At 59.8% G+C, this 15,674-nt stretch carries 14 protein-coding genes and 1 pseudogene; 8 read left to right on the plus strand and 7 right to left on the minus strand.

The features are described 5' to 3' along the window. Positions 1–94: 94 nt before the first annotated feature. The gene (locus ACJ8HH_RS10950) at positions 95–466 is read right to left on the minus strand and encodes a hypothetical protein (protein WP_126171699.1); all 372 of its coding nucleotides are present in this window, start codon (positions 464–466) and stop codon (positions 95–97) included. Positions 467–678: 212 nt separating this feature from the next. Then, a pseudogene (locus ACJ8HH_RS10955) lies at positions 679–870 on the minus strand (DNA polymerase V); the annotation flags it as partial. Between the two features lie 306 nt (positions 871–1,176). Between ACJ8HH_RS10955 and fdhD the strand changes: the two are divergent. Genes fdhD through ACJ8HH_RS10970 form a run of 3 tightly spaced genes read left to right on the plus strand, consistent with a single transcriptional unit; the run spans position 1,177 to position 3,992 of the window. Further along, complete coding sequence (gene fdhD / locus ACJ8HH_RS10960) at positions 1,177–2,019, plus strand: formate dehydrogenase accessory sulfurtransferase FdhD (RefSeq protein ID WP_033635061.1); 843 nt, start codon at positions 1,177–1,179, stop codon at positions 2,017–2,019. 58 nt (positions 2,020–2,077) lie between these two features. Beyond that, positions 2,078–2,995, plus strand: coding sequence for a bestrophin family protein (locus ACJ8HH_RS10965; protein ID WP_033635062.1), 918 nt, complete (start codon positions 2,078–2,080; stop codon positions 2,993–2,995). A 34-nt stretch (positions 2,996–3,029) separates the two neighbouring features. After that, a complete protein-coding gene (locus ACJ8HH_RS10970; protein ID WP_033635063.1) occupies positions 3,030–3,992 on the plus strand; it encodes a Dyp-type peroxidase in 963 nt (320 codons plus the stop codon). A 27-nt stretch (positions 3,993–4,019) separates the two neighbouring features. Here the strand turns inward: ACJ8HH_RS10970 and arsC are convergent, their stop codons facing one another. From arsC to ACJ8HH_RS10985, 3 genes are all read right to left on the minus strand, one after another. Next, positions 4,020–4,451 (minus strand): glutaredoxin-dependent arsenate reductase, encoded by a 432-nt coding sequence (gene arsC, locus ACJ8HH_RS10975; protein ID WP_048321742.1) that lies wholly within the window; start codon positions 4,449–4,451, stop codon positions 4,020–4,022. Between the two features lie 20 nt (positions 4,452–4,471). Then, entirely contained in the window at positions 4,472–5,755 is a 1,284-nt protein-coding gene (locus ACJ8HH_RS10980) for an arsenic transporter (RefSeq protein ID WP_048321743.1), read from the minus strand. Positions 5,756–5,824: 69 nt separating this feature from the next. Beyond that, positions 5,825–6,151, minus strand: coding sequence for a metalloregulator ArsR/SmtB family transcription factor (locus tag ACJ8HH_RS10985; protein ID WP_048321745.1), 327 nt, complete (start codon positions 6,149–6,151; stop codon positions 5,825–5,827). Positions 6,152–6,301: 150 nt separating this feature from the next. Between ACJ8HH_RS10985 and ACJ8HH_RS10990 the strand changes: the two genes are divergently transcribed. From ACJ8HH_RS10990 to ACJ8HH_RS11005, 4 genes are all read left to right on the plus strand, one after another. Beyond that, entirely contained in the window at positions 6,302–7,411 is a 1,110-nt protein-coding gene (locus ACJ8HH_RS10990; protein ID WP_048321746.1) for a YbdK family carboxylate-amine ligase, read from the plus strand. Between the two features lie 95 nt (positions 7,412–7,506). Beyond that, positions 7,507–7,686, plus strand: coding sequence for a hypothetical protein (locus ACJ8HH_RS10995; protein WP_004935085.1), 180 nt, complete (start codon positions 7,507–7,509; stop codon positions 7,684–7,686). A 211-nt stretch (positions 7,687–7,897) separates the two neighbouring features. Beyond that, positions 7,898–8,494 carry a hypothetical protein gene (locus tag ACJ8HH_RS11000; RefSeq protein ID WP_033647840.1) on the plus strand — a complete coding sequence of 199 codons (597 nt, stop codon included), beginning with the start codon at positions 7,898–7,900 and terminating at the stop codon, positions 8,492–8,494. Between the two features lie 2 nt (positions 8,495–8,496). Continuing rightward, positions 8,497–9,270 (plus strand): DUF3307 domain-containing protein, encoded by a 774-nt coding sequence (locus ACJ8HH_RS11005; RefSeq protein ID WP_033635070.1) that lies wholly within the window; start codon positions 8,497–8,499, stop codon positions 9,268–9,270. A gap of 48 nt (positions 9,271–9,318) precedes the next feature. Here the strand turns inward: ACJ8HH_RS11005 and mgtA are convergent, their stop codons facing one another. Both mgtA and ACJ8HH_RS11015 read right to left on the minus strand, forming a co-directional pair. Continuing rightward, on the minus strand, positions 9,319–12,018 hold the full coding sequence (mgtA, locus tag ACJ8HH_RS11010; protein ID WP_033653591.1) for a magnesium-translocating P-type ATPase: 2,700 nt from the start codon (positions 12,016–12,018) through the stop codon (positions 9,319–9,321). A 242-nt stretch (positions 12,019–12,260) separates the two neighbouring features. Beyond that, complete coding sequence (locus tag ACJ8HH_RS11015) at positions 12,261–12,959, minus strand: MgtC family protein (RefSeq protein ID WP_025303346.1); 699 nt, start codon at positions 12,957–12,959, stop codon at positions 12,261–12,263. Between the two features lie 502 nt (positions 12,960–13,461). Between ACJ8HH_RS11015 and ACJ8HH_RS11020 the strand changes: the two genes are divergently transcribed. Continuing rightward, entirely contained in the window at positions 13,462–15,645 is a 2,184-nt protein-coding gene (locus ACJ8HH_RS11020) for a glycoside hydrolase (RefSeq protein ID WP_060437774.1), read from the plus strand. Positions 15,646–15,674 lie beyond the last annotated feature (29 nt).

Genomic DNA, 15,674 nt, shown 5'->3' on the forward strand with positions numbered 1-15,674 from the left:
CGAGCTGACGGTATAAAGCTGCTCAACCGGGGATAATTTTAGCGGACGGAAAAATCTGGGGTTCCGGCGTAGAACCCCGAATAAGGAATAATCCTTAATTCATTTCAGGATTATTAATTCCATCTAAAACCTCTCGGCAATATTCTTTTTTATAGGCTTCATCATTACTTAATGACTTAACCAAAAAATCAGCATTTTTCCAACCATTATCCCAATGCGTATCGAATCCTGACTGTTCATACTTTAATGTTCTAGTTAATGAGTCTTTTATTTGTTTTTTATATTTATCAATTTTCTCATTGGTTGCCCCACAAACATCATGTGCAACACGAGCATTTGAGCCAGAAAAACCTATTGCTGAAATTGCCATCGCTTCATTTGATTTGTCGAAATCATTCGCATATGCCACAGCATTAGATAAAGCGAATATGACAAGAGCAGGTATGGTTTTTTTGTATGAAATCATCTTTCACCTCTACTCATTGATTGTTCATGGGGTCAGTTTGGATATCGAAAATTATTGTACATTAAGGCTGCTTTTTAATCAGTCTCAACTTCTTTATAGAAGGCCTGAATGCGACAAACTTGGGAAGTACTGTAGCCTGTCGCGTCTGCTGTTTCTCGGATGCTCAGTTTCTTAATCTGTCGGTAGTGCCTGATCCATCCTGCACGCTCCATCTCGCCGCTGGCGCGCACGAAGTAAGTGGCGTTGGGGTGCCGTACCAGCAGCTTGCCGATGTCCAGCCTGCTCTCGACATAGTCCTGCGCCGGGGAAGGAAAGCCGCAGGCCACGCGATCGGCAAACAGCGGTAACGTCAGGGGTTCACCTGGTGAAAAAGCATACAACCTTGAATTGCTCAGCATAATCATAACCAAACTGTATATTTATACAGTAAAGCATAAACAAAACGCGAACGCGTGCAACCTCCAATCCCCCTGCAGATCGCGCTTTGCCGCGTAATATAATAATTTTCTGAGCGATTTTTTTTTACGCCTGCTAAGCGTTTCACCGCCCCTTGCACACACGTTATCCACTAAAACTGTGGATAACCTGCAGGGGGCGCCGGCAGACGTCATTCCCTGCGCGAGCGGGATCAGAATCCTGTATAATCCCCACACCTGCTAATAAGAATTCATCCCCGTCGGCGCCTCGTCACCGACGGTCACGAGAACGTTATGAACAAGCACCTGCTCCTCGCAGAAACCGACGATATCAAACAGGAATGCCTGTCGCGCCACGCGGTCTGGCAGCGCAACGATCTGGCCCAGGCGCAACAGGATTGGCTGGCGGAAGAAGTGCCGGTCGCCCTGGTGTACAACGGCATTTCCCACGTGGTGATGATGGCGACGCCGAAAGATCTGGCGGCCTTCGCCATCGGTTTTTCGCTGTCCGAAGGCATCATCGCCTCCCCCGACGATATCTACGACATCCGCCAACAGCCGGCCTGCAACGGCATTGAAGTGCATGTGGAACTCTCGAGCCGCCGTTTTATGCAGCTGAAAGAGAAGCGCCGCAGCCTGGCCGGCCGCACCGGCTGCGGCGTGTGCGGGGTGGAGCAACTGCAGGAGGTCGCCCAGCCCATCGCGCCGCTGCCCTTCACGCAACGCTTCGATTTGGCCCTGCTCGACCGGGCGTTGGCGCAGCTGCAGGAGGTGCAAACGGTGGGGAAACTGACCGGCTGCACCCACGCGGCGGCCTGGATCCAGCCAGATGGCGCGCTCAGCGGCGGGTGTGAAGACGTCGGCCGCCACGTGGCGCTCGACAAGCTGCTGGGCTACCGCAGCCAACAGGCGTGGCTGCAAGGGGCGGCGCTGGTGTCGAGCCGCGCCAGCTATGAAATGGTGCAAAAATCCGCCATGTGCGGCGTCGAGATCCTGTTCGCCGTTTCCGCCGCCACCCGCCTGGCGGTGGAAGTGGCCGAGCGCAGCAACCTGACGCTGGTGGGCTTCAGCAAGCCAGGGCGCGCCACCGTCTATACGCACCCGCAGCGGCTCTGGCAATCGACGACGGTGGCCTAACGCCGCCGGATAAGAATCGACTATTCTCAATAGCAGGACACCAGGAAGCACCCACGTCATGATAATTCGCCCGAACCAGAACTGGTTTTTTCGCCTGTTCGCCTGGCACGGTTCCGTGCTGTCAAAGATCACCTTTCGCCTGTCGCTGAACGTGCTGATGTCGATAGTGGCGGTGATCAGCTATCAATGGTACGAACAGCTCGGCGTGCATTTGACCATCGCGCCGTTCAGCCTGCTGGGCATCGCCATCGCCATTTTTCTCGGCTTTCGCAATAACGCCGGCTACAGCCGCTTTGTCGAAGCGCGCAACCTGTGGGGCTCGCTGCTGATTACCGAGCGATCCCTGCTGCGCCAGATAAAAAGCCTGCTGCCGGACGAACCGGCGGTGCACCAGAAGGTCGCCAAGCTGCTGATCGCCTTCAGCTGGAGCCTGAAGCATCAGCTGCGCGCCACCGATCCGACCGCCGATCTGTACCACAACCTCAGCAGCAAAGAGCTGGCGGAGGTGATCGCCAGCCCGATGCCGACCAACCGCATCCTGCTGATGCTGGGCCAGGAGATCGGCAAGCTGCGCCGACGGGGGCTGCTGAGCGACATCACCTTCGAGCTGCTCGACAACAAGCTGAGCGAGCTGTCCCACGCCCTCGGCGGCTGTGAACGGCTCGCCAGCACGCCGGTGCCGTTCGCCTATACCCTGATCCTGCAGCGCACCGTTTACCTGTTCTGCAGCCTGTTACCTTTTGCCCTGGTGACCGATCTGCATTACATGACACCGTTTGTTTCGGTGTTCATTTCCTATACCTTCTTATCCTGGGACTCACTGGCCGAAGAGCTGGAAGATCCGTTCGGCGTGTCGGCCAACCATCTGCCGTTAAACGCCATCTGCAACACCATCGAGCGCAACCTACTGGAAATGAACGACCAAAGCCCGCTGCCGCCGCCGATGAAACCCGACGAGCACTTTAATTTGATCTGATCGATTTCACCCGAACACACTGGAGCCGAATGCAATGAATGCAAATAACAATCCGCCGCAAGCCGTATTCACGCCGGTAACGCGCCATGCCATCTTCATCGTCGCCACTCTGTCGCCCGTTCCCGCCCATCTGGCGGCGGTGCGCGCCTGGTGCGGCGACATCGCCGCCGTGGTGCGTTCGGTCGGCAAACGCGCGCCGGCGGGCAACCTCACCTGCGTTTGCGGCTTCGGCTCCGAAGCCTGGGATACGCTGTTTGGCGCCCCGCGCCCTCGCCAGCTGCATCCGTTCAGCCCGATCGGCAGCGGGGAACGCGTCGCCGTCGCCACGCCCGGCGATATCCTGCTGCATATCCGCGCCGATGAAATGGATCTGTGTTTCGAACTGGCCTCGCAGCTGGTCGGCAAGCTCGGCGATGCCGTGACGGTGGTCGAAGAGGTGCACGGCTTCCGTTACTTCGATCAGCGCGCCATGATCGGCTTCGTCGACGGCACGGAGAACCCGGAGGGGCACGAAGCCTTCGACTACACGGTGATCGGCGACGAAGACGCGGCGTTCAGCGGCGGCAGCTATGTGCTGGTGCAAAAATACCTGCACGATATGCAGGGCTGGAACTCGCTCAGCGTGGAAACGCAGGAGAAGATCATCGGCCGCCATAAGCAGTCCAACATCGAACTGGATGAAGCGGTCAAACCGTCGTCATCGCACAGTTCGCTGACCACCATCACCGACGAGCAAGGCAACGAGGTGAAAATTCTGCGCGACAACATGCCGTTCGGCCGCCCCGGCCTGCGCGAATTCGGCACCTACTTTATCGGCTATGCGCGCTCCCCGCAGCCGATCGAGCAGATGCTGGAAAACATGTTTATCGGCCGCCCGGCCGGCAACTACGATCGGCTGCTCGATTTCAGCCACGCGGTGACCGGCACCCTGTTCTTCGTGCCGTCCGCCCCGCTGCTGGAAGCGCTGGCCGATCGCAGCGGCGCCGAACTGCACTGATTTTGCCTGGGCGCAGGGCCGCAGCGATCAACCTTTGGTTATCCTGCAGCCCTGCGCATCGATCACCGGCTCCCCATCCTCTTTGCTGAAAGCCCCGCGCTGCGGATCCGGCAGAATATCCAACACCGCCTCCGACGGCCGGCACAGGCGCGTGCCGAGCGGTGTCACCACAATGGGCCGATTGATCAAAATCGGCTGTTGCAGCATGAAGTCAATCAGTTGCTCATCGTTCCAGCCGGTCTCATCCAGTTTCAGCTCGGCGTAAGGCTCGACGTTTTTACGCAGCAGCGCGCGCGGCGTCATCCCCATTTCGGCCAGCAGCGCAATCAACCGTTCACGGCTGGGCGGTGTTTCCAGATACAAAATCACCTCCGGCTCAACGCCGCTGTTGCGGATCAGCGCCAACGTATTGCGCGACGTGCCGCAAGCCGGGTTGTGATAAATCTTGATACTGCTCATGACGGTTTCTCCTATCAGGATCAAACGGACAGCCGCAGCGCCAGCGCGGCCAGGGTGACGAACAGGATCGGCAGCGTCATCACCAGCCCCACGCGAAAATAATAGCCCCAGGTAATGACGATGTTCTTCCTTGCCAACACATGCAGCCACAGCAACGTGGCCAGGCTGCCGATCGGGGTGATTTTGGGGCCGAGATCGCTGCCGATGACGTTGGCGTAAATCATCGCCTGCTTGATGACGCCTTCCGCGCCGCTGCCGTCGATTGACAACGCCCCCACCAGCACCGTCGGCATATTATTCATGACGGAAGAGAGAAACGCGCTCAGGAAGCCGGTGCCGAGCGTCGCCGCCCACAGCCCCTGCCGCGCCAGCGCGTCCAACACGCCGGAAAGCAGCTCGGTCAAGCCGGCATTGCGCAGCCCGTAGACCACCAGATACATGCCCAGCGAGAAAATCACGATCTGCCAGGGTGCCCCGCGCAGCACTTTGCCGGTGTCGATCGCGCGCCCACGTTTCGCCACCGCCAGCAGAACCAGCGCGCCGCAGGCAGCGACCAAACTCACCGGCACGCCGAGCGGCTCCAGAGCGAAGAAGCCAATCAGCAACAGCGCCAATACCGCCCAGCCGGCTCGGAAAGTCGCACGATCGCGAATCGCTTCTTGGGGTATCGGTAAACGCGTCAACGCGTAGCGCCGCGGAATATCCTTGCGAAAGAACAGATGCAACATCACCAGGGTCGCCGCCACTGCGGCAAGGTTGACCGGCACCATCACCGCCGCATACTCCGTAAAGCCCAGCCGGAAGAAATCCGCCGAAACGATATTCACCAGATTGGACACCACCAGCGGCAGGCTGGCGGCATCGGCGATAAAGCCCGCCGCCATCACGAAAGCCAGTACCGCCGCAGGGCGAAAGCCGAGCGCCGACAGCATGGCGATCACGATTGGCGTAAGGATTAACGCAGCGCCGTCGTTCGCAAACAGCGCCGCCACCACGGCCCCCAGCAGCAGCATGTAGGTAAACAGCCATCGGCCTTTGCCGTTGCCCCAGCGCGCGACGTGCAGAGCAGTCCAGGCAAAGAAGCCGCTCTCATCCAGCAGCAGGCTGATGATGATGACGGCGATAAAGGTCGCGGTCGCATTCCAGACTATCTGCCACACCACGGGAATATCGCCGACGTGCACCACGCCGCTCAGTAATGCCAATCCCGCGCCGAACGCCGCGCTCCAGCCAATGCCCAGCCCTCTCGGTTGCCAGATAACCAAGGCCAACGTCAGAATAAAGATCGCTCCTGCCACTATCATCGCCGTCTCACCGCCTCTTCACATCTACATATTCGATTTTTCGTATGTGTTTGCGCAAATTTTTTACCGTTACGGGCAGCCTTTCGCTGCGCGTTGCCCCAACTCCATCATCTGTTCTGCCCGACACTGATAAGCCTGCTCAATAATCCCCGCCGCCCAAGCCGGCATATGCGGCGACAGGCGATAATATATCCACTTGCCATCGCGCCGATCGAGCAACAGCCCGCTTTCACGCAGCATCGCCAAATGCCTTGAGATTTTGGGTTGCGGCAGCGCCAATGCGCCCGACAACTCGCACACGCACAGCTCGCCGGCGTGGCGCAGCAACAGCACCAGCGTCAGACGCGTCTCGTCCGACAGGTTTTTAAACAGCTTCAGCGGCGTCAATGACGTCATGTCGCACTCCCGTTAACCTTATCGTCTCCACAAATCGCTCATGAAGATACCATTTTCATATTCGGAAAAACAAATATAAAACACAAAACGTTGTCCCCCTCGCCGAGGCATATACTTATCTTTATGCTGTTCTTGCAGGAAGGAGGCACCATGCCGCTCACATTCAAACGTTCGGAAAGGCTCTCCATCGGCACCGAAATAGAGCTGCAGCTGGTCGATGACAAGCACTACGATCTTACGGATCGGGCCGACCGGGTGGTCAGCGCGGTCGGCGACCGCCGGCGCGTCAAACATGAGCTCACCAAATCGATGGTGGAGCTGAACAGCTCGGTGCACCGCGATCTCGATGAGCTGCACGCCGAGCTGCGCGCCCTGACCCATACCGTCCGGCGCAGCGCGCAGCGCCTGGGCTGTGACGTCTGCGGCGGCGGCCGCCATCTGAGCAACGACTGGCGCAAGCAGGTCATCAGCGACAACGCGCGCTACAGGCAGCTGGCCAGCCGCTTTGGCTATCTTTCCAAGCTGGCCTGCGTGTTCGGCCAACACATCCACCTCGGCGTCAACGACGGGGACGAAGCGATGTACCTGTGCCATGCGCTGACGCCCTACTTTCCGCAGCTGATCGCGCTCAGCGCATCGTCACCGCTGTACCAGGGCGTCGATACGCGCTTTGCCAGCTCCCGTTTCAGCGCGCAGAATTCCTTCCCCAACTACGGATGCCTGGAACACATCTACAGCTGGCGCGAATTCAACGCCTACTACGAACGGCTGAACGCCGCCGGCGTGATTGAAAGCATCAAGGATATTTACTGGGATGCGCGGCCCAAACCGGAGCTGGGCACGGTGGAAATCCGCATCTGCGATACGCCGCTGCGCCTCGCGCATGCCGTGCTGCTGGTCGGTTACTGCCGTCTGCTGGCTGATTTTCTGTTGCAACACCGCACGCCGATCGCGCCGGAATACGATGCCTTCACCAATTACAATAAGATCAACGCCTATCGCAGCGGTTTCGCCGCCGAATACGTCGATCCCACGACGCTGCGTCGCAGCAGCCTGACCGCCCATATCCTGCACACTCTCGACGCGCTGAGCGGTTTCGCCGAGCGACGGGAGGATCGGGCCGTGCTACAGGCGGTCGAGCGCCATGTCCGCCAGGGCATCAGCGATTCGGAGCATATCCGCCAGATGTTGCACAACGGCCTGCCGCAGGCTCAGGTGATCAAGCGCCTGTGCGATGAGCTGTTGCAACCGGCAAGTTAAGTTTCGGCTATCGATTCCATACGCCAAAGCCGCTGTTCATTATGTGCTCTTTCGCTACAATCGTGAGCACTGACATTCACCGTATCGAGGACACCATGTACAACTTCTCCCGCTATCAGGCAAAAGAACTGGCGCTGGCTTACATGAGCGGCAAAAAACACGATCTGTCGCCGCAGGAATTTTTGCAGCAGCTGAAAAGCAGCGAGCGATCGTTTGAGCACCTGCTGAAACACGGCAGTGAAATGCCGCGTGACGTGCTGGTTAAAAGCTTCTGAACGGCCGGCTGCCGGCCACTTTCCGTCTACGCCGCCGGTGGCGAGCCTGACAAGCCCGCGCATTCCCGGCCATTCACTCCCCTCCTCACCCTGCCTCAATTCGTCCTCACAGGCGAAAATCCGATAAATTCGTATTCAAAGGCGAATTATTGACATATTCGCATCCAGGTGCGAATTTATAGTCATCCTTCTATAAACATCGGAACATGTCATGCCGACGCCAATCAGCGTAATCAGCGGCGATCTGGTCGATTCCCGCCGATCAGACACCGTCAACTACCTCAATGAGCTGCACAGCCTGCTCGATCGGCTGCGGCGCGACGGGCGGTTGCATCAGGTGGAAATCTTTCGCGGCGACGCCTTCCAGGCGCAGGCCGCCCCGGAGGACGGGCTGCTGCTGGCGGTGTATATTCGCCTCGCGCTGCGGGCAACGGGCGCCGCGCACTGGGATGCGCGCGTCGCCGTCGGGCTGGGCAGCCAACGGCCCGACGCCGCCGGCTATGGCAGCGCCTTTATCAACTCCGGCAGCGCGTTGGACGCCATGGCGAAAAATTGCCGGCTGGCTCTGAAAACCGACAACGATCGGACAAACGCCATTGTCAGCGATCTGCTGCCGATGTTAGATCATGTGATTGGCCGCCTGTCGCAGACCGAAGCGCGCATCGTCCAGGCGAGAATGTTCGCCGACAGCGGCACCGCCGTGGCGGATCAGCTGCAAAAAGCCGCCTCCACGGTCTCCGCCGCGCTGAAACGCGCGGCCTACGAGGAAATCATGCGGTTTATTCACGCCATTAACAGGATCGTCTGACTATGGATCTGACCTATGCGCCTTTGCTGGCCTGGCTGTTGCTCGTCCATCTGCTGGCGGATTTTCCGCTGCAACCGCTGAGTTGGGTGGAAGATAAAATCCAGCATCGCGCGCGTTCACGTTTTCTGGTGTTGCACGCGTTGCTGCACGGGGTGCTGGCCGCCTGGGTGGTGGCCGGTTTCGGCCTGCTGCACGGCGGGCTTTCTTCACTTCAGGTGCTGGCCAGCCTGCTGATCATCGCCGTCAGCCACTACCTGATCGATTTACTGAAGGTCACCGCGATGAACCGCCTGAGCCCGGCCCGCAGTTTCCTGCTCGATCAGGGATTGCATCTGGCGGTAATCGCCTTGCTGTGGCTGGGGCTGACGCCGAATGCCGGTGAACTGCTCGCCGCGCTGGGGCGGCAACTGGGGCGTTGGCAAACCGGCCTGGTGCTGGTGGCCTACAGCCTGATTTATCTGCCGATGAGCCTGCTGATCGGGCAACTGCTGGCGCACTGGACGCCGCAAATGCCGCCTTCGGCCAAGGCCGACAACGACTCGCTGCTGCGCGCGGGCAAACAGATTGGCTATCTGGAGAGAACGCTGATCCTGACCTTTGTGCTGCTGGGGCAAATCCCGGCGATCGGCTTTTTGCTGGCGGCTAAATCTATCTTCCGTTTCGGCGATCTGCGCCAGAGCGACGATAAGATGCGCACCGAGTATGTGCTGCTCGGCACGCTGTTTTCCTTCACGCTGACCATCATGCTCGGCCTGCTGGTCAACAAACTGCTGTAGCGGAGCGGGGGCGAAGAATTTCGCCCCCGAAGTGAGTGCCGAAGCGGCTTACAGCCACTCGCCGAAGCGGCGGATGTAGAAACGCTTCATCAACTGCGCGACCACGCAGTAGCTGACCAGCGTAGCGGCCAACCACGGGAAGTATTCCCACGGCAGCGGCTGCAGGCCAACCAGGGCGCCGAGCGGCGAGAACGGAATGTAGATCCCGAGCGCCATCACCAACCCGGTGGTCAGCAACACCGGCAGCGCCGCGGTGCTCTGAATGAACGGGATCTTCTGGGTGCGCAGCATATGCACCACCAGCGTTTGCGACAGCAGCCCCTCAATGAACCAGCCGGACTGGAACAGCGCCTGGTGTTCCACGCTGTTGGCGGCGAACACGTACCACATCAGCGCATACGTCGTGATATCGAAGATTGACGAGGTCGGCCCAATCCACAGCATAAAGCGCCCGATGTTTTTGGAGTCCCACTTGCGCGGCTTGCGCAGGAACTCTTTGTCCATCTTGTCCCACGGCAGCGACAGCTGGGAAATATCGTACATCAGGTTTTGAATCAACAGGTGGATCGCCAGCATCGGCAGGAACGGAATGAAGGCGCTGGCCACCAGCACCGAGAACACGTTGCCGAAGTTGGAGCTGGCGGTCATGTTCAGGTACTTGATGATATTGCCGAAGGTCTCGCGCCCTTTGATCACCCCCTCTTCCAGCACCATCAGGTTCTTTTCCAACAGGATGATGTCCGCCGACTCCTTGGCGATGTCGGTGCCGGTGTCGACCGAAATGCCGACGTCGGCATCGCGCAGCGCCGGCGCATCGTTGATGCCGTCGCCGAGGAAGCCGACGGTATGGCCGTTGGCCTGCAGCATTTTCAGCACCCGCGATTTTTGCAGCGGCGTCAGCTTGGTGAAGACCGTGCGCTGCTCCACTTCGCGCGCCAGCGTTTCATCATCCATCTGTTCAATCTGCAACCCGGAGAGCGGTTCACCCGGCTCCAGCCCGACGTCGCGGCAAATCTTGCAGGTGATCACCGGGTTGTCGCCGGTCAGCACCTTCACCGTCACGCCGTTTTCCTGCAGTGCGGCGATCGCCTGCTGCGCGCTCTCCTTCGGCGGATCGAGGAAGGTCAGCAACCCTTGCACCACCATGTCGCGCTCGTCGGCCACGCTCAGCGGGTCGGCCGGGCGTTGCGCATCCAGCTCGCGCGTCGCCAGCACCAGCACGCGGAAACCGTCTTCGTTATACTCGCGGGCCAGCGCCTGCAGCGCCGCACGGCGCGCGTCGTCCAGTTCCAGCGTCTTGTCGCCTTCACGCACGTGAGTGGCGATCTCCAGCATCTCCTCTACCGCGCCCTTACAGATCAGCTGCTGCTTGCCATTTTCGTCCGCCACCACGATCGACAAGCGGCGGCGCACGAAATCGAACGGCAGCTCATCCACCTTGCTGAAACGCCCCAGGGCTTCGATCCCCGGTTTGCCGCGGCCAAAGCGGATCACCGCCTGATCCATCAGGTTCTTCATGCCGCTCTGATGGAAGCTGTTCAGCCAGGCCAGGTGCAGCACCTCGTTATCCCTGGCGCCGTTGACGTCGATATGGTGCTCGAGAATGATGCGGTCCTGGGTCAGCGTGCCGGTCTTGTCGGTGCAGAGCACGTCCATGGCGCCGAAGTTCTGAATGGCGTTCAGGCGCTTCACCACCACCTTGCGGCGCGACATGGCGATCGCCCCTTTCGCCAGGTTGGAGCTGACGATCATCGGCAGCATTTCCGGCGTCAGGCCGACCGCCACCGCCAGTGCGAACAGCGCCGCCTCGCTCCAGTCGCCTTTGGTGAAACCGTTGATCAGCAACACCACCGGCACCATCACCAGCATGAAGCGAATCAGCAGCCAGCTGACGCTGTTCACCCCGCGATCGAACGCGGTTTGCGCCCGCGAACCGACGATCGACTTGGCCAACGAGCCGAAGTAGGTGCGCCCGCCGGTCGCCACCACCACCGCCGTGGCGGTGCCGCTGGCGACGTTGGTGCCCATCAGGCAGACGTTGGAGAGCTCAAGCAGCGCGTTCTCGCTGGACACTTCCCCTTCGCTCGACTTCTGCGCCACGCTGCCCATGGCATCGTATTTTTCGATAGGGATCGCTTCGCCGGTCAAAATCGCCTGGCTGATGAACAGATCGCGCGAGGCGATAAGGCGCACGTCGGCCGGCACCATGTCACCGGCGGAGAGCTGAATGATATCCCCCGGCACCAGTTCGCGGATCGGCACTTCCAGCGTCAGCGGATGCGCGCTGTAGCTGCTGCGGCGCAGCACCGTGGCGGTGGTGCGCACCATCGACTTCAGCGCTTCCGCCGCTTTGTTGGTGCGGTATTCCTGCCAGAAACGCAGCAGCCCGCTCAGCGTGACCATGATGAGAATGATAATGACGCCGGTGAGTTCAGTTTCTTCACCGCTCTGGCGCGGCAGCCAATAATCGGTAAAGAAACTGATCGCAGCCAGCACCATCAGCACGAAGATAAACGGGTTGTTGAAAGCCTTGATCAGCTGGATCAAGGCATGCGGCGCCTTGTCGTGGGCGACCTGATTGGCGCCGAACTGCTCCAGCCGCTCATCGGCGTCGTCCTGAGTCAAACCGTTGCGGTTGCACTTCAGGTTCGCCAGCGTTTGGGCGATGCTGTTGGTCGCTTCTTCCGCAATGGCGTAGGTCACCGCGTCTTTATCACGGCGACGCGTTCTTTCATTAATCTGAGTCATAACGCTATTCTCTTATTTTCGTTCTGCGCACAGGGATATCCCGCCCGATAAACAGGTGACTCTGCGCAGAGTGGAATTTTTTAATTAGCGTGACTGAATAGCGTGATTACCCTGTCAGCCACGCAAGAATCATTTCCCTTCCGGGGTCATCGTCCATAACGCCTCCTTAATGCCCGCGTTATTCAGGCCTACCTGAATAAACACGAACATATAATCAAGTTAATAAATATTTATATCATTACTCAGACCGGTAATTCAGACGCAACGCGCCAGCGAACGGCGCTCACGCTTTTTTCCAGGCTGACGCGGCAGACAATACCCTCAATTTCTTTTTGTGCGGCCGGCGTGGCGGTAATTTCCGCGCACACTTCCAATTGCCCCGGGCTGGAAATATCGGCGCTGCGCAAAGATTGCAGCCGCAAGGCGACGCCGTTCAGCGCCTGCAGAATGAGGGTACGCACCAGAATTTCATCCTGCTCGCCACAGGTCACCTGAATGCGATAGCACAGTTCCAGATCGGTCGCCTGCTGGTGCGGCTGCAGATTGATGCGCTGGGCGGCCTCGCGCAGCAGGATATTGGCGCACAGGATCACCAACGTGGCGACCACCGCATCCCAATGCTGGCCCAGGCCGCACAGGACGCCGATCCCCGCCGAACACCACAGCGTGGCGGCGGTGTTGAGGCCGCGAATGTTCAGCCCTTCACGCATGATAACCCCGGCGCCGAGGAAGCCGATACCGGATACGATCTGCGCAGCCACGCGGCCGGCGCTGGCCGGATCGGTGGACATGGAGCTGAGAATAAAGACCGCCGCGCCGGTCGCCACCAGCGCATTGGTGCGCAGGCCGGCCATGCGTTGGCGCCACTGGCGCTCGGCGCCAATTACCGCGCCCAGGCACATCGCCAGCAATAAATTTAAAACGAAAGGAGTCATAGCCATGACTGTCCCCTTAATTAACCTCAGGAGATAAAATCATGTGCTGTTTAGCACACGCAAAATCGCGCCGAAAATAAATCAGCGAATCAGCGTACTGTGCCTGGAGGGAAAAGGCTGTGGCTGCAGAATACCATAATAACGTCCAACTCAATTCACCTGAAACCATCAGGCCTCAGGAAACGCTTTATATTCGGGTATGCACAGCTCAGGAATAACTGGAGAGGGGTGCTGCCCGCCGATAACGGCAAGCAACAAATCAGAAGAGAATTGGTCAGCTTGCCTTATTTGTTTTATTACAACTACAACTGTCCAATTGGGTTTCTCCACTGAAATTTTGGCTGAGTATAGTGACGTCGGGTAATGAAGTAAAGGCTAATTTATTAAACGAAAAATAAACTGAAAATACCGCGATGATATTTCGATGTCACAAATCGGCAGCGACAACGTTGGGCGCCAGTGCGCTTATCAGTAAACTGCTCCCCTTCATCTTTCAAGGACGCCCCCGATGAAACACCGGCTTTCCCCGCTCGCGCTCGCGCTGCTCGTCAGCTTTCCCGCCGATGCCCTGCTGCTGCAGCAAGGCGACGCGCAGTTTGAACTCGATCCCGCCACGCTGCGCATTGCCGCCGGCGCTGTGCCGGTCAATCTGGCGCAGCCCGCGCAACAGGTGGAAGATCTCACCGCGTCGCCACAACGCGCCAGCTGGCGCTGGCCGCAGAGCGCGGTCAAGGTTAGCGCCCGTCTGGAAGGCGGCGATCTGCGCCTGAGCTTCAGCAGCGACCGGCCACAGCTTCTGAACTGGTATCGCCTGCCGCCACAAACAGAAACGCTGCTGTTGCCGATCGGCGAAGGCAGCCGCATTCCGCTCGACAACGCGGTCTGGCGCCATTACCTGACGGCGGAAATGACGCCGCTGGATACCAACTGGGATCTGAAGCTGCCGCTGTGGAGCCAGCAGCACCAGGGCAAGGTCTACAGCTGGCTGATGTTGACGCCGTTCAGCAACCGGGTCACCTTCGCCTCGGCGCAGGAAAAGCTGGAGATGCGCGCCGAGCATCAGTTCAACCGCTTCAATCAGCAACAGGCATTCGAGGTGCTGCTGCACGTCGGTGACACGCCGCTGTCCGGCGCCCGCCGCTATCGCGACTATTTGCAACAGAACGGCCAGTTCAGCAGCCTGCACGAGAAGATAAAGCAGGCGCCCGAAGGCGAAAAGCTGATCGGCGCCACCCATGTCTACCTGTGGGGGGACAAACTGCTGGCGGCGGAAGATGTCAAAGATTGGCCGGGGTTGCTGCACTACCTCGCCTCTCCTGCCGCCGAAGCGCTGCGGCAGAAGATGGATGCCGAGAGCAGAAAGCTCCTGCTGCAGCTGGCGGGCAAAACGCCGGAGGGCTGGCAGCAACAGCCCCTGATCGACGGCATCAACCAGGCGTTGACGGCGCAAATCCCGCTGGGCGCCACGCCGGATGACGCCGACTTTCTGCAGGCGCAGCAGCGCCAGGCCGCTGCGGTGCGGGAGCGGGCGCAGCGAGAGCTGGGGCGCTGGCTAACCCCGGCGGACCGTTGGGGGCAAGGGCTGGCCAAACCGGTGATCGATGCGCTGCGCCAGGCCGGCTTGCCGCGCCTGTGGTTAGGCACCGATAACTGGACTGCCGCCTTCCTGCACCCGCAGGCGGTAACCGCCACCAAAGCGGCCGGCTATCTGATCGCCAGCTACGACTCCTACGATACCGCCATTGCGCGCGGCGTGAACGACAGCTGGCTCACCGCGCAACTGCCGACGGCACTGCGGGAAAGTTGCGCCATCGTGCGCGCCGACGGCAGCAAGAAACCCGGCTTCGGCAAGCAGGGTTACTACCTCAACCCGGGCTGCGTCCTGCCCTATTCTCAACGGCGCATGCGCGAGCTGGTGCAACTGGCCGGGTTGAACAGCCTGTTTCTCGACGTGGACGGCACCGGCATGGTCTCCGACGACTATCAGCCCGGCCACCCGACCGGCGCGGCGCAGATGGCCGAGGCGCGCAACGCCCGGCTGGCCTGGTTCAGCGCCACCCTTAAGCTGCCGCTCGGCTCGGAGGACGGCAATGCGGTGACCGCCTGCAGCCTGATGTTCGCCCACGGCATGGAAACCTGGGGATTCGGCTGGGGCGACAAGCAGATGAATCAGGATAAATCCTCGCCCTATTATCTCGGCGCCTGGTGGCCCAACGCCCAACCGGCGTTTTTCTTCCGCCCCGCCAAGGTGAAGCAGCCCTACCGCACCGTCGAATTCGATCCGCGTTATCGCCTGCCGCTGTACCAGGCCGTTTTCCACGATGCGATCGTCAGCAGCCACCACTGGAATTACGACAATCTGAAGTTCAGCGACGTTCAGACCACCCGCAGTCTGCTCAGCCAGTTGTACAACACCGCGCCGATGTTCCATCTGAGCCGCGCCACCCTGGCGGCCCGCCTGCCGGCGATCAAACGCGCCGACGCCGCCTTCCGGCCGTTGCATCAGGCCCTCTGGGACAAAGCGCTGACCGACTTCCGCTGGCTCGATCGGGACGGCTGGGTGCAGCAGACGAGCTTCAGCGACGGGTCGACGCTGACCGCCAACTTCAGCGCGCGGCCGTTCGCCGGCGTAGCGGCCCACAGCCTGCGCGCCAAACTGGCCGACGGCCGCACGTTCGACGTTGCGCCTTAGCAAGGTCGCCGGCGATGGGCTACGCTAGG

Origin of the sequence: Serratia sp. CY32780, assembly GCF_052169135.1 — a bacterium.
GTDB classification, from domain to species: Bacteria; Pseudomonadota; Gammaproteobacteria; order Enterobacterales; family Enterobacteriaceae; genus Serratia; species Serratia sarumanii.

Excerpts from the sequence above, each read along its gene's own strand:
- ACJ8HH_RS10985 (WP_048321745.1), bottom strand. The coding sequence starts at position 6,151 with ATGACGTCATTGACGCCGCTGAAGCTGTTTAAAAACCTGTCGGACGAG.
- ACJ8HH_RS11005 (WP_033635070.1), top strand. The coding sequence starts at position 8,497 with ATGGATCTGACCTATGCGCCTTTGCTGGCCTGGCTGTTGCTCGTCCAT.
- ACJ8HH_RS10980 (WP_048321743.1), bottom strand. The coding sequence starts at position 5,755 with ATGATAGTGGCAGGAGCGATCTTTATTCTGACGTTGGCCTTGGTTATC.
- arsC (WP_048321742.1), bottom strand. The coding sequence starts at position 4,451 with ATGAGCAGTATCAAGATTTATCACAACCCGGCTTGCGGCACGTCGCGC.
- ACJ8HH_RS11000 (WP_033647840.1), top strand. The coding sequence starts at position 7,898 with ATGCCGACGCCAATCAGCGTAATCAGCGGCGATCTGGTCGATTCCCGC.
- fdhD (WP_033635061.1), top strand. The coding sequence starts at position 1,177 with ATGAACAAGCACCTGCTCCTCGCAGAAACCGACGATATCAAACAGGAA.
- ACJ8HH_RS11020 (WP_060437774.1), top strand. The coding sequence starts at position 13,462 with ATGAAACACCGGCTTTCCCCGCTCGCGCTCGCGCTGCTCGTCAGCTTT.
- mgtA (WP_033653591.1), bottom strand. The coding sequence starts at position 12,018 with ATGACTCAGATTAATGAAAGAACGCGTCGCCGTGATAAAGACGCGGTG.
- ACJ8HH_RS10995 (WP_004935085.1), top strand. The coding sequence starts at position 7,507 with ATGTACAACTTCTCCCGCTATCAGGCAAAAGAACTGGCGCTGGCTTAC.
- ACJ8HH_RS10990 (WP_048321746.1), top strand. The coding sequence starts at position 6,302 with ATGCCGCTCACATTCAAACGTTCGGAAAGGCTCTCCATCGGCACCGAA.
- ACJ8HH_RS10970 (WP_033635063.1), top strand. The coding sequence starts at position 3,030 with ATGAATGCAAATAACAATCCGCCGCAAGCCGTATTCACGCCGGTAACG.
- ACJ8HH_RS10965 (WP_033635062.1), top strand. The coding sequence starts at position 2,078 with ATGATAATTCGCCCGAACCAGAACTGGTTTTTTCGCCTGTTCGCCTGG.
- ACJ8HH_RS11015 (WP_025303346.1), bottom strand. The coding sequence starts at position 12,959 with ATGGCTATGACTCCTTTCGTTTTAAATTTATTGCTGGCGATGTGCCTG.
- ACJ8HH_RS10950 (WP_126171699.1), bottom strand. The coding sequence starts at position 466 with ATGATTTCATACAAAAAAACCATACCTGCTCTTGTCATATTCGCTTTA.